General features: G+C 62.7%; 12 protein-coding genes. 4 read left to right on the top strand and 8 right to left on the bottom strand.

Translation table 11 applies throughout. The annotated features are described in order from the left end of the window. Nucleotides 1-8: 8 nt before the first annotated feature. Nucleotides 9-2792 carry an MMPL/RND family transporter gene (locus HBA99_RS24165; protein WP_070931989.1) on the top strand — a complete coding sequence of 928 codons (2784 nt, stop codon included), beginning with the start codon at nucleotides 9-11 and terminating at the stop codon, nucleotides 2790-2792. Here HBA99_RS24165 and HBA99_RS24160 read toward each other — a convergent pair. From HBA99_RS24160 to HBA99_RS24145, 4 genes are all read right to left on the bottom strand, one after another. Further along, the gene (locus HBA99_RS24160; protein WP_070932453.1) at nucleotides 2698-3966 is read right to left on the bottom strand and encodes a PepSY-associated TM helix domain-containing protein; all 1269 of its coding nucleotides are present in this window, start codon (nucleotides 3964-3966) and stop codon (nucleotides 2698-2700) included. The two genes, HBA99_RS24165 and HBA99_RS24160, sit on opposite strands and share 95 nt — an antisense overlap. 128 nt (nucleotides 3967-4094) lie before the next feature. Further along, nucleotides 4095-4691 (bottom strand): TetR/AcrR family transcriptional regulator, encoded by a 597-nt coding sequence (locus tag HBA99_RS24155; protein ID WP_070931991.1) that lies wholly within the window; start codon nucleotides 4689-4691, stop codon nucleotides 4095-4097. A 117-nt stretch (nucleotides 4692-4808) separates the two neighbouring features. Beyond that, complete coding sequence (locus HBA99_RS24150) at nucleotides 4809-5504, bottom strand: cupin domain-containing protein (RefSeq protein WP_030097598.1); 696 nt, start codon at nucleotides 5502-5504, stop codon at nucleotides 4809-4811. 71 nt (nucleotides 5505-5575) lie between these two features. Continuing rightward, a complete protein-coding gene (locus HBA99_RS24145) occupies nucleotides 5576-6184 on the bottom strand; it encodes a TetR/AcrR family transcriptional regulator (RefSeq protein WP_070931993.1) in 609 nt (202 codons plus the stop codon). A gap of 125 nt (nucleotides 6185-6309) precedes the next feature. On the opposite strand from HBA99_RS24145, the gene HBA99_RS24140 reads away from it, so the two are divergent. Genes HBA99_RS24140 through HBA99_RS25060 form a run of 3 tightly spaced genes read left to right on the top strand, consistent with a single transcriptional unit; the run spans nucleotide 6310 to nucleotide 8863 of the window. Continuing rightward, on the top strand, nucleotides 6310-7245 hold the full coding sequence (locus HBA99_RS24140; RefSeq protein WP_057964599.1) for a metal-dependent hydrolase: 936 nt from the start codon (nucleotides 6310-6312) through the stop codon (nucleotides 7243-7245). A 2-nt stretch (nucleotides 7246-7247) separates the two neighbouring features. Beyond that, a complete protein-coding gene (locus tag HBA99_RS24135) occupies nucleotides 7248-8414 on the top strand; it encodes a hypothetical protein (RefSeq protein WP_070950415.1) in 1167 nt (388 codons plus the stop codon). A gap of 38 nt (nucleotides 8415-8452) precedes the next feature. Further along, entirely contained in the window at nucleotides 8453-8863 is a 411-nt protein-coding gene (locus HBA99_RS25060; RefSeq protein ID WP_081347733.1) for a WhiB family transcriptional regulator, read from the top strand. Here the strand turns inward: HBA99_RS25060 and HBA99_RS24125 are convergent. The 4 genes from HBA99_RS24125 to HBA99_RS24110 form a co-directional block, all read right to left on the bottom strand. Then, entirely contained in the window at nucleotides 8853-10799 is a 1947-nt protein-coding gene (locus HBA99_RS24125; protein ID WP_070931997.1) for a YhgE/Pip domain-containing protein, read from the bottom strand. The two genes, HBA99_RS25060 and HBA99_RS24125, sit on opposite strands and share 11 nt — an antisense overlap. A 3-nt stretch (nucleotides 10800-10802) precedes the next feature. After that, on the bottom strand, nucleotides 10803-11543 hold the full coding sequence (locus tag HBA99_RS24120; RefSeq protein WP_070951808.1) for a hypothetical protein: 741 nt from the start codon (nucleotides 11541-11543) through the stop codon (nucleotides 10803-10805). Nucleotides 11544-11674: 131 nt separating this feature from the next. Then, nucleotides 11675-12349: a nitroreductase family protein gene (locus HBA99_RS24115; protein WP_070931999.1), complete on the bottom strand. Its 675-nt coding sequence runs from the start codon at nucleotides 12347-12349 to the stop codon at nucleotides 11675-11677. A 9-nt stretch (nucleotides 12350-12358) separates the two neighbouring features. Then, entirely contained in the window at nucleotides 12359-12727 is a 369-nt protein-coding gene (locus HBA99_RS24110; protein WP_234798067.1) for an ATPase, read from the bottom strand. Nucleotides 12728-12737 lie beyond the last annotated feature (10 nt).

The following is a 12737-nucleotide window of genomic DNA, read 5'->3' as shown; positions in this document are numbered from 1 at the left end:
TTCCCAGGATGGTTCGCATCCTGGCGGTGCCGATCATCGTCTTCTGGGCCATTGTCGCGGTGACGACGAATACGTTCGTGCCGCACGTGGAAGACGTTGCCGCCGAGCTCGCCGGTCCGATGATCCCGCACTACGCGCCGTCGCAGCGGGCGATGCTGCAAATCGGGGAGAAGTTTCACGAGTCGACGTCCACCAGCCTGACCATGCTTGTGCTGGAGGCCGATCGGCCACTCGGCGCCGCTGATCACGACTATTACGACGAGTTGGTGCGCCGGCTCAAGAACGACACCGAGCATGTGCAGTACGTGATGGACACCTGGGGAAAGCCGATCACGGCAGCCGGGGCTCAGAGTCTCGATGGCAAGTCCGCGTTCGTATTGCTACGTCTGGCCGGCGATATCGGCCAGATGCAGGCGAACAAGTCCGTTGACGCGGTCAAGGACCTGATCGATAAGGACACTCCGCCACCGGGACTCAAGGTCTATGTCAGCGGTGCGGCACCGCTGGCCTCGGACACGTTGAGCGTCGCGAACTCGAGCCTGAACAACATCACGATCGTCACGATCTTCCTCATCATCTTCATGCTGCTCATGGTGTACCGGTCGGTCACCACGATGCTGGTGCCGTTGTTCGGAGTTCTGGTCGAGATGCTGGTCGCCAGAGGAGTTGTCGCGACCCTCGGACATTTCGGATATATCGAGCTGTCCTCATTCGCCGTCAATATCGTCATTTCGCTGACGCTGGGCGCGGGCACCGACTACGGCATCTTCTTGCTGGGGCGCTATCACGAAGCGCGCAACGCGGGATTGAGCCGGGAGGACGCGTTCTATGCGGCGTACCGCGGCGTTTCTCATGTCATCATCGGCTCGGGTCTGACGATCGCGGGCGCTGGTCTATGCCTGAGCTTCGCTCGCCTCAACTACTTCCACACGATGGGCCCGGCGGTCGCCATCGGCATGCTCTTGACCATCGCAGCAGCGCTCACCCTCGGGCCGGCAATGCTGCATCTGGGCAGCCTGTTCGGGCTCTTCGATCCCAAGCAGAAGGCCAAGGCGCATCTGTATCGGCGTATCGGGGCCAGTGTGGTGCGTTGGCCCAAGCCGATCCTTGTGGCAAGTGCGGCAGCGGTTCTCGTGGGCGCGGTCTTCGTGCCCACCTATCAGGTGAGCTATGACGATCGGGCCTATCAGCCGTCCGACGCCCCCGCGAAGGAAGGTTTTGCGGCGGCAGACCGGCATTTCCCGCCGAGCAAGTTGTTCACCGAGATGCTCATGGTCGAATCGGATCACGACATGCGTAACTCGGCCGATTTCATCTCGTTGGACCGGGTCTCCAAGAGCCTGGTGCGGCTTCCCGGCGTTGCGATGGTGCAGAGCATCACCAGGCCGATGGGACGAGCGCTCGAACATGCTTCTTTGCCTTACCTGTTCACCACTCAGGGGAGCGGGAACGGTCAGCAACTGCCCTTCACGAAGGCTCAGAACGCCAACACCGACAAGCAGGCCCAGATCATGGCGCACTCGGTGGCGGTCTTGCGACAGACCATCGACCTGACGCAAAAGCTCGCGGATGAAATGCACAACACCGTCGTGACGATGGAGGATATGCAGCAAGTCACCAAGGACATGAACGAGAAGGTCTCGAACCTCGACGACTTCATGCGGCCGCTGCGCAACTACTTCTATTGGGAACCGCATTGTTTCGACATCCCCGTATGCCTGTCGTTCCGATCGCTGTTCGACATGCTGGACAGCATCGACAAGTTGGCCGCCGACATCAAGGATGCGGTGGGCTCCCTTGAGGTCGTCGACCAGTTGTTGCCGCAGATGGTTTCGCTGTTGAAGCTCACCGCCAACGATCAGGAAGCGCTACAAGCCCTCATCGTCAACACCTACGGCCAGACGAATCTGCAGTCCACCGCCACGGACCAGACGTTCGACGACATGATCAATGTCGGTAACGACTTCGACGCGTCCCGTAGCGACGACTTCTTCTACATACCGCACGAAGCCTTCGACAATGAGGACATCAAAACCGGTATGGCGCTGATGATGTCACCGGATGGCAAAGCGGCCCGGTTCATCGTCACGCACATGGGCAATGCCATGGGGCCGGAAGGAATTGAACACGTCAACGAGTTCCCCGATGCCATTACGACGGCGCTGAAGGAAACCTCGTTGGCGGGGTCAAAGGTCTACATCGGCGGAGCGGGGTCGAATAACAAGGACATCAAGGAGTACGCCGCATCGGATCTGCTCATCGCGGCGATCGCGGCCTTCACGCTGATCTTCTTGATCATGATGGTCATCACCCGAAGCCTGGTGGCGCCGTTCGTCATCATCGGCACGGTGGCCTTCTCGTTCGCGGGCGCGTTCGGGCTTTCGGTACTCATTTGGCAGCATCTCGTCGGTCTGCCCTTGCACTGGCTGATCCTGCCGCTGACGTTCATCATCTTGGTGGCAGTGGGATCGGACTACAACCTGCTGCTGATCGCCCGGCTCAAAGAAGAGACCTATGCCGGATTGAACACCGGACTCATCCGTGCGCTGGGAAGTACGGGAGGCGTTGTCACCTCGGCGGGTTTGGTGTTCGCCTTCACGATGCTGGCGATGCTTTCCAGTGATTTGCGAACCATCGGCCAGGTGGGCACCACCGTGTGCATCGGGCTGCTGCTCGACACGCTGATCGTGCGCTCCTTCATCGTCCCGGCCCTCGTTCGGCTACTGGGGACGTGGTTCTGGTGGCCAACGCGGGTGCTTTCGCGTCCGCGCCGGGAGCCGGTGCGTTCCTGAGCCGCGCACGCAAACGGGCCCGGCGCCGCCAATGCCAGGTGCTCAGGCCGGTGAGTCCGAGCAGTAGTGGAGCCATGCCGAGAACGAACCAGATCGAGCGCCAGTAGCCGTTTACGGCAAGGCCGAAATGTGCGGCGGGCCCGGCCCATTCGTCGGCGATGGCGTTCGATGCGGTGGCAGGTTTGTCGCGGAGAATCTGTACGCGGCCGGCGTCGTGGGCGTCTACCCCGACGGAGCGATTGCCGTGGTAGTTGAGGCTGTGCGCCCGCAAATCCGGTTCGCCGGGATCCAGGAGATCAACGGTGTAGAACGCGTTGTCGTCATCCGGGAGCCCGATCCAGGTCACCTCGGACCCCGGGAACTGGCGCGCGGCGGCGTCCATGGCGCGTTCCACGGTGATGTTCTGGCCGCCGGGGCCTCCCGTGAACGTGCGCTCGGAGGCGTGCCCTCCGGTGAGGGAGTACCAGAGGGTGGTCAGCCCGGGGGCCTCGAATTGCATTCCGGTCAGCCCCCATACGATCAACGGTGCCGTGGCGACGATGCCGATCATGGCGTGCAGGTCGAAATCACGGGCGAACCGCCCGGAGGCCCATCGCACACGTAAGGCGTTGCGTAACTTTCGAATCGCCTTCCACCAGATGTACGGCGCGGGAACCACCAGGAGGAGCAGGATAAGGGCCGCCAGGGCGAGTAGTGTGGACCCCCAGGACATTCCGGCGAAGGCGTTGAGCTGCGCCAGCGGGGAAGGCTGAGTCAGGATAGGCAGATAGCCGCTGTAGCCCTCGCAGGTGAACCCGCAGTCGTGCATGTTGACCAGGAATCCCAGTACTCCCGCGCCGAGATCGATTCGGCCGTTGAGGAGGCCGGTGCCCGCGTCGACGAAGAATGTGTCATGTGTGCCGGAGGCGTTGAGTAGATACACACCGTCCTTGAGAGAAGCGCTCGTAAGCTGGATTTCGGGGTAGTGCGATTGGACCTCGGTGATCGCCCGCGCGAATCCGACCGGTTCGGCTGCGGATGTGGTGCGGAAGATCTCGGGGTTCAGTGCCCGGACCAGCTCCGGCTGGTACACGAGTACGGCGCCGCTGGTGCTGATGATCACCACGAGGAGTCCACCGATGAGGCCGATCCAGCGGTGAGTGAGAACCAAGGCGCGCCGGAACGTCAGGGACACACGCCGGCGTCGGGGTGTGGCCACCTTCTCCTCCATAACGCGCACCGACCGCTGTCCGGGAAGTAAGGCTAGTGGTAATGAACGAGCAATGGGGCGCTACCTTACTGGCGAGCGAACCGCATTGTGCGCTAAGCGCTTCCGATGTCCGTGATGACGCCGCTGAGCGCGTCGTAGGAACGGATCAGCAGATCGCGTAGCTCGGCGCGGTCGACGATGCTGTCGATCAGCCACGCCATGCACATGTCGACGATGTAGACGACCCAGGCGCGCGCGATCATGCGTTGGGCGGGCGTGGGCGTCCCCGAAACGATCCTCTTGAGCGTGTGTTCCGTTACCACCGCACGGTTGCTGTCCAGGATCTCCCGGACCGCCGGGTCGGTGCTGGCCAGTCCGCGGGTCATCGCGATGTACGCGTGCGGATGCTGCTCGATGTGGTCGAGGTAGGCGTCGAGCGAGGTAAGGAACTGCTCGTACGGCGGTAGTACGGGGTCGACCGTGATCGCCCGCAGAAATGACTCGGAATCGCGGCGGACAATCTCGCCGACGGAGGTCTTCTTGTTGCCGAAGTAGTGGTAGATCAGGGCGGACGATACGCCCGCTTCTTGGGCGACGTGCTCGATCCAGACCTCGTCATAGGGGCGGGTGGCGAAGAGTACCGAGCCCACCCGCAGCAGTTCGTCGCGGCGGGCTGCCACGGAAAGACGAGTTCGGGGAGTCGTTGACATCAGTTGGGCCACAGGATAGCGGGGCCCAGGTGCTTTCCGGGATTTTGCGCCGGCCCTACGGTGCGATTCTCGGACTCGTGGTGAATCGCGGGTTGGAGCGCCGATTCGGCCCGCACGTCACCGGTTAGGCCTGCGCAGGATGGTGACGGACTCATCGATCTTTTTGAATGATGCGAAGGTTTCCGTCGGTACACCGAATATCGCGGCGAGGACATCGGGCGGCAGCTTGCTGATCGACGCGCCAATGCCGATGTCATCCTTGCCTTCCGCGGTGCTGGCGTTGAACACGATCAGCAGCTTGAGGTCCTCGGTGCCCTTGTTCTCGAAATAGTGCAGCGATCCTTGAGGCGCGAAGACGACATCGCCGACGTGCGCGTCGAAGGTTTCACTGTGTCCCTCCGGGTCCAGCAATGTCCACTTCGCCACACCGCTGGTGATGACGTTGATCTCCCAGGCACTGGGATGCCAGTGGGGTTCCCGTATTCCGCCGGGTTGCAAGGTCACCATGACGATGCTGGCCTGCTGCCCGGTGAGGATAGGGAAATTGCCCTCGTGAGCCTGCCGCAGATCGCCCCCGTCGAAGGTCTGCGGCGCCAGCGCGCCAAGGTGAAACAGGTGCGGTTGTGCGGTGTTCAGCTCGGCGGGGAGGCGGGGATCGCCGAAGCGGGCGGCGTCATCGGTCACGGTCTGATCCTTTACGTCGTCACGGGAGCGGGGAGAAGACAGAGCCCGGTCGGCCCCCGCGCCGGCGACGGCTGCGACCCCCGCCACTCCGGCACCGCCGAGGACGGTGCGTCGATTGATCGGCTTCATAACGTCAAGGTAGGACCACCCGACTAATTATGAAAGGCGATAGAAGCGATTAATTCAAACGGAATTGGTGATTAATTGGGGCGCTGGGCCAAGATGGCTCCGCCGAGCCAGCGCCTGAGAAAGCTGCGCAGTTCGTCGCGGGAACGCGTGGCTTCATTGGGGGAGACGAAGAACGACAACATGATTCGTAGGGCGAACTCGACGAGTCCGCGTTTGGCATCGTCGTCGTACCCATACTGATCCCATTCGACGTCGAATCGGCCGAGCATGCGAAGACCGAACGCCTGTGCCTCGTCCGAGGTCATATCGCTGGTGTGTGAGTGTGCGTACGGTTCGGACATCATGATGGCCAAATGTGGTGTGCGAGTGACCTCTTCCAAGGTGTAGAGCACACCCTCGGTGAGTGCTTCGGCGGGATCGGTGATGCCGCGCACGACTCCCGTCAGCCGGTCCAGGAAGCTGTCCACCGACGCGATGGAGGCCGCGTGCATGAGTGCGTCAGCCGTCGGGAAGTACCGGTAGACCGTCTGCCGGATGACGCCAATCTCAGCCGCGACGTCGGCCAGGCTTACCGCTGAACCTGTCTCGCCGATCAGCTTCACGGCTGCGGCCACTATCCGATCGGATGCCTCGACGTCGCTGTTCGGTGGTTGACCGTCCCATCCCCGTCTACGCGCCATCGTGAAGTTCCCTGGCCGCCGGCATCTACGCAGCATATCGACCGTTGACACCACCTGCTCGATCCAGTAATCATACAGAACAACAAATAAGTGTCTGATTGTATGTTCTAAGCGAGGTGCCTTTCATGACGGAACTCATCGTGCGCAAGTTGCGGTTTGCGTTCGCCGACCATCACGTTCCGTTCCTGTGGAACGAGTCCAACCCGGCCTTTTCGAGCATGGCCAACGCGGTCTCCTTCCTGGCGATCGCATTCGAGAAGATGATCGGGCAGATGATTCCCGAGGCCATGCCGCTGATTGCCGATCCGGCGATCGCCGAGGAGGCCGAGGCCTTCGTTCGGCAAGAGGGACAGCACTCCATGGGGCATCGCCAGCACGCCAAGGGTCTGATCAAGAGTTACCCGGGCCTCAAGGAGACCCTGGATGAGGTAGTCGCCGCCTTCGACGAACTGACCGCGAACAAGCCGCTGAAGTATCGGTTGGCGTACACCGCCGACCTGGAGGCGACGTTCACCCCGGTCTTCAAACTGATGCTGGATCACGACGACACCCTGTTCGCGCCGGGCGATGATCGCGTCGCCTCGCTGTTCCTGTGGCACTTCGTCGAAGAGGTGGAACATCGCAGCTCGGCGCTGATCATCTATGACGCGGTGGCCGACGATCCCTGGTACCGCATGCGCGTGGCGCCGTCGATCTTCAGGCATGTCTGGTCGGTGTTGCGCATCGCCTGCGAGGGCTTCAACAAGCATGTCCCTCTCGAGGATCGTAAGGTGGACGCGCTGTCGATGTTCGGCATGCAGGCGCGGAAGAAGTCTCTGCTGCAACGGCTTCCGTTTGTAAACGCACCGTATGACGGACCCATCGAGAACGCGTTCAGTAGCTTGCCGGTGCGTGAGGTGATGGTTGCGATGTCGGGTGCGGTGCGCAGTCAGATCCCGGGGCACAATCCAGCGCACGAGAAGTTGCCGGCCCTGGCCGACGAATGGTTCGCGCGATATGAGGCCGGTTATGAAGTCACACAGTGGTACACGGCTGATCCGGCGGCACAGGTGGGAGTCTGAACATGTCTGATCTGTGTGCCCCCACATTCGCCGATCTGGCAGCGCGCCTGGGATTCTCGTGCGACACCGCGGGAGGGATCATCGCCATCCGTAGTCCGTTCTCACTGGAGAACTGGACGCTGCCGGTCCTGGAGCTGACCGTAATCGCTGGGGCGGTGTTGGCGCTGGTCTACGCGATCATTCGGCTCCGCCGCCACAACGATCCAACAAACATCGTCGTGTGGTTCGGAGCGATCGCATACCTGCTGATCATCGAACCGCCGCTGTACTTCCCCGGGCCGTTCGGTATCAGCGAGCACGTGGACACGATGTTCGCGCACAACGTTTTTACTGTCGACTTCTTGTGGGGCCGGTTGCCCCTGTACATCATCGCCATCTACCCGATGATGGCCACCGTGGCCTTCGAGATCGTCAGGACACTGGGCGTCTTCCGCCGCTACGGCGTCCTGATCGGAGCAGCCTGCGTCGGTACGGTGCACCACGCGTTCTATGAGATCTTCGACCACCTCGGCCCGCAATTGCGCTGGTGGGAATGGACTCTGGACAATCCGCTGAACAAGCCATTCTTCGACTCGGTCCCGATGGGCAGCGTGGTCGTCTTTGCCGCACTGTGGCCGATGTCGCTGGCGTTCTGCGCCCAGTTGTTCGTGGGTCGGCATGTGGACGCCGGACGATCCTTCACGGGCAGTCAGATCATCTGGCGCACGGTGGTTATCGGCGTGCTGGCATCGATCGGTACCGCGGTCTTACCGCTACCGGCAACCATCGCCGGTGCGGTATCGGGCAGCACCACCGTGGTGGGTGTCGTCTATGTCCTGGAGCTGATCGCCGTCGTGGCAGTGGCGGTGCCTGTGCTGATCAGACAGTGGCGCGGTGTTCGGCGCGACGGCGCGGACGGTTACACCACGCATCCGGCCATCCTGATCTATGCGGGGTTCTACCTGGTGGTGATGACGGTGCTGTGGGTGACGGCGCTGCCCGGCTACTTCGGGGCGGACCATGGCGTGACCGGCGCCGGCGATCCGATCGGCAGTCTTTGGTATGCCGCGATTTGTTTGGGCACCGCGGCGGCGAGCACAATCGCCGCCTGGACTGTCGCCGCACCTGCCCGCCGAGATGGATTGGCGCAGCGGACGCGCACAGTAGCGATTGGCGCCGGCGAATCCTAGAGCCAGTCGGGACAATTCCGCGGCGCACATTGTCCAAACTGGCTATCGCATTCCGGCGGTCAGGGGCTCCAGACTCGGTGGATGCGGATGGCATCGACGCGCCGGAATGCTTTCGGGCGGTTTGGGACACGGCCGTGACACGACCAAAGTTTCGCGGCCTGGAGCCGGGTTTGGATGAATTGGAGTGGCAGGTCAAAGCGGTCTGTCGTGGAATGTCGACGGATATCTTCTACTACGCCGAAACTCGGCGTGGAGCCTTGCGAAAGCAATACGAGGTGCAGGCGAAGCAGATCTGCAACGAGTGTCCGGTACGCAGGCCGTGCGCGGCATACGCCATGAGAACCGATGAACCACACGGTGTTTGGGGTGCGATGACAACGCGGGAGCGTCGAGTGGCCATGACACGCTCGCGACGCAAAGCCACCACGGCGGAGCGTGCTACATCTTGATCGACGGCAGCAGCCGCGTCAGATTCCAGAGTTGATTACGCCGGGCCGACAGGCTGGTAATCAGGAGCCCGCCCAGTGCGATGCAGAGCAGTGTGATCACCGACTGCCACAACCTGCCATCGATGCCGCCCAGAATCAGCTGGCGTAGTCCGTCGACGCCATACGTCATCGGATCGTATTTGTGCAGCACTTGGAAGGGTCTCGAGGTGGTTTCCACCGGATACATGCCGCCGGCGCTGACCAGCTGCAACATGAGTAGGGCCATGAGCAGCACCCGCCCGACGGCCGGACCCACCAGCGCGTTGATGGCCTGGGTAGCGGCAACGAACGCGAATGAGACCAGCACCATAAACGCGAGCATCGCGACGGGGTGCGCGGCGTGCATTCCGAGCGCGAATCGCACCACGCAGTACAGGATGATCGCCTGGAAGATTCCGATGGTGGCGGCGGGCAGATAGCTGGAGAGGGCCACCCGAATCGGCAGAACCTCCGCCGCAATCGCACGAGTCTGCAAGGGCCGCAATATCATCCACAGCACCAATGCGCCGAAGAACAACGCCAGCGTGACGAAGAACGGCGCCATGCCGGTTCCGAAGTTGGGCGCGGCGTTCTCATGCGAGGTCTCCAGATGCACCGGACCGCCGATGGTGTCGGCGATGGCGTCCTTCTGCTGGGCACTCCAGTTGGGCACCTGCTTGGCGCCTTCGGCGAGCTTGGTCGCCAGTTCGGCCGAGCCGGAACGCAGCTGTGCGGTACCCGATTTCAGTTGTTGCGCACCGTCGTCCATTTGGGCGATACCACCGGACAGTTGCGCGTTCCCGGTGGCCAGCTGCTGCGCGCCGTTACGCAGCTGGGTGAGCTTGTTGGTGAGCTCCTGGCCCTTGCCGCCGACCTGATCGAGCGCAGACTTCAGCGGGCTGCCGGGTCCGCGCAGCGTCTCGGTCATTGCGATCGACGCGTTCTCCGCGTCGGTCAGTTGCTGGCGAACCTGGGGTGTGAACTGATGCGCGCGTAACTGATCCTGTATCCCGCGCAACGTGTTCGCCGCCGGGTCCTGGCGTCCGGCCAGCTGGTCGATCACCGGGCTGAGTGCGTTGGCGGCGCTGTCCTGCGCCTTGGCGATGCCCTCGATCTGATCGTTGGCCTGCCGGAGCGCGTCGGTGCCCTGCTGAAGCTTGTCGGTGCTGCCGCCGATGTTCGCGACCGCCTTGCTGACGGTCAGCAGGGGATCGGTTGCCTGGTTGATGCCGTCGGAGAGCTGCTTGGCGCCGGTGGCCAGTTGTGCTGATCCGGGTCGGGCCGTGTGCAGCCCGTTGGCGAGCTGCCCGGCACCGTCGTCGACCTTGGCCGCGCCGTCTGCGAGTTTCTGGGCGCCGTCGGCGGCCTGCTGGATACCCGCGCCGGAGGAGACCACGACGGACAGAACCTGATTGACGGCCTGGCCGGATATGCGGGTCGAGACGGCATTGAGCACTTGGTCGATTGCGGTGCGGCCGATGCTCGAGGAGATGTAATTGTTGGCATCGTTGTAGACGGCGACCAGATTGGCCTGCTTCGGCTGACCGGTCAGTGGCGAGGCGATGGCCTCACTGAAATCGGGCGGTAGCTCCAACATGAAGTAGTACTTGCCGTGGTCAACTCCGGCACGCGCCTCATCGAGATTCAGGACGTGCCAGTCCATGCTGCCGTCAGCGGTGAGGCTCTTGGAGATCTCCTCGCCGATGTTCACCTGCTGGCCGGAAACAGTGGCGCCCTTGTCGGCGTTGACGAGGGCCACGGGCATCTTATTGACGTGACCGAAGGGGTCCCAGTAGGCCCACAGATACAGCGCGCCGTATACCAGCGGCAGCAGCATGAGGACCACGATCGCGGCGCGGGTCATTCGGCTGCGGCCGAAACGCTTTATTTCTGAACCAAATGCGAGTCCAGCGAGCATGGGCTAGTCCCTCCCGGTGAGGATGCGATGGTCGTGCAAGTCGTGGATGGGCGCGTCGATACCCAGGGGGTTGGTCACCCCGACAACGATGGTGCGGTTCGCGGCGAGCGCACCGAGTCGTTCGACGGCCGTGGCTCGGCGGGAGTTGTCGCGGACCTGTTCCAGGTCGCCGATGACCAGGATGGGCCGGTCGGAGAGCAGCGCCAGCGTGATCCGCAGCAGGAACAGGTCGAGGTCAGACAGTTCGACGATGTACGTGCCCGCCGAAGGGGTGGGAAGCTCACCGAATACTTCGGCCAGTTTGTCGCGTCCGGTGTCGGCAGGGACCCGCGAGAACCACGGTGCCAGCCAGCGCACCTGCTCGGCGAGAACGGTCTGCACCGTCACGGTCTCTTCGAGCTCATCGATATCGGCGAAAGCAGCGATGGCACAGTGTCGGCGGATCGCCCGCGGATCGCTGTCACCCATCACGGTGACCGTGCCGTGGCTGGGCTTGAGTCGCCCGGCCAGCGCCAGTAGCAGTGTGTGCTGTCCGGGTCCACCGGGCATCTGAATGGCGTGGAACCCCGAGGTGAGTTCCAGGTCGATATCGGAGAAGAGCGGTCCATGTTCACCGTCCACGCCCAGTCCCGTGGTGGTGATCAGGGCCGAAGCACTCTCCGGGGGAGCGTCCTCTCCCGGGTCCCCAGGTAGCGCGGTATCCGATTCATCCGATGTGGTGTCCGGCTCGTCCTGTGCGTTCACGGGTTGCTCGTTTCAGATCGCTGACTGGCACGTCCATTCGATCAAACATCAGGTTGCCCGGGGAAATCAGTGTGATCTCGAATATTCGTGTGGCCGTGAGTGACATTCGCGGGCTCCTGCGGGCTACCCGATCAGCCGTGCTCGGGGCGATAGGGATCGCCGTCGAACCGTTCGAGGGTGACGAATTCCTCGATGGCGTTGCGTCGCAGCCTGGTCAGCTGCTTGATCGGCTTGCCGATGGGTAACACCGCGGCCACCGCATACGTTTCGGGAATACCCAATAGCTCACGTACTTTCGGCTCCTGTGCGACTGCCATGGTGGTGAGCGTTCCGCCGAAGCCTTCTGCTCGCGCGGCCAGCAGGATGTTCCATGCCAGCGGGTAGACCGATGCTCCGCTGATGACTCCGACGCGATTGAGCTCCTGATCCGTCGCGGCGACAAGCCGCAGGTCTACGCACACGACGAGGACGACTGACGCGGTGCGCAGCGTTTCGGCTACCGACGCGGGAACGGTGGTCGCATCGATGGTTTCCTGATCAACCTGCGTGGGGGTTACCGGATTCCACGGCGATTCGCCCGCCATGATCTGCGCGAAGTAGCGGCGTGCTCCCGGCTGCGCCGCCTCGACGAGGCCTTCACGGGTCCGCTGGTCCCGGACCACGATGACGTGACCGGCCTGCCGGTTGCCTCCGCTAGGTGCGAACCGCGCGTTATCCAGGATGCGATCTAATACCTTGTCAGGCAGGGGTTCTCCGGTGAACTCACGTGCCGCGAACGTGGTGCGCATGACGTCGTAAAGTTCCATGGCGTCACTCTAGTCAGCGCGTGGCGGACTCAGCCGCCGCTTGATCTCGTTCTGGAACGACGCGAGGACGCCGCGCACGGCGGATTCGGTGACGGTAACCGGCGTGAGCACGGATTCCGCGAGCCCGACGATTCGCTCGATGCGCGTCATGACGTTCTCCATGCGCTCGACGACGAGCATCATGCGCGGTGTGAGCTCGCCGATGACGCCAAGTGTGTCGTTCATGTCGATGAGAACGGCTGACATGTCGGTGAGCACGGTGTCGAGCTGCTCGACGGTGACGTCCGCGTTGAGTGCCGCGCGGGCCAGTTTCTGGATCCGCTCACGCCCGCTGCGGGAAGCGGACGAGCCCTTCTCTGGGGTGTCGTCGAGCACCACGCGGTCAGTA

The organism is Mycobacteroides chelonae (assembly GCF_016767715.1).
Lineage (GTDB): Bacteria > Actinomycetota > Actinomycetes > Mycobacteriales > Mycobacteriaceae > Mycobacterium > Mycobacterium gwanakae.
The sequence above is the reverse complement of the archived record's forward strand: the minus strand, read 5'-3'. Positions and strand labels throughout refer to the sequence as shown.

Bases quoted from the DNA above. Each gene is read 5' to 3' on its own strand.
- HBA99_RS24165 (WP_070931989.1), top strand. From the start codon at position 9: ATGGTTCGCATCCTGGCGGTGCCGATCATCGTCTTCTGGGCCATTGTC.
- HBA99_RS24155 (WP_070931991.1), bottom strand. From the start codon at position 4,691: ATGTCAACGACTCCCCGAACTCGTCTTTCCGTGGCAGCCCGCCGCGAC.
- HBA99_RS24150 (WP_030097598.1), bottom strand. From the start codon at position 5,504: ATGAAGCCGATCAATCGACGCACCGTCCTCGGCGGTGCCGGAGTGGCG.
- HBA99_RS24145 (WP_070931993.1), bottom strand. From the start codon at position 6,184: ATGGCGCGTAGACGGGGATGGGACGGTCAACCACCGAACAGCGACGTC.
- HBA99_RS24140 (WP_057964599.1), top strand. From the start codon at position 6,310: ATGACGGAACTCATCGTGCGCAAGTTGCGGTTTGCGTTCGCCGACCAT.
- HBA99_RS24135 (WP_070950415.1), top strand. From the start codon at position 7,248: ATGTCTGATCTGTGTGCCCCCACATTCGCCGATCTGGCAGCGCGCCTG.
- HBA99_RS24125 (WP_070931997.1), bottom strand. From the start codon at position 10,799: ATGCTCGCTGGACTCGCATTTGGTTCAGAAATAAAGCGTTTCGGCCGC.
- HBA99_RS24115 (WP_070931999.1), bottom strand. From the start codon at position 12,349: ATGGAACTTTACGACGTCATGCGCACCACGTTCGCGGCACGTGAGTTC.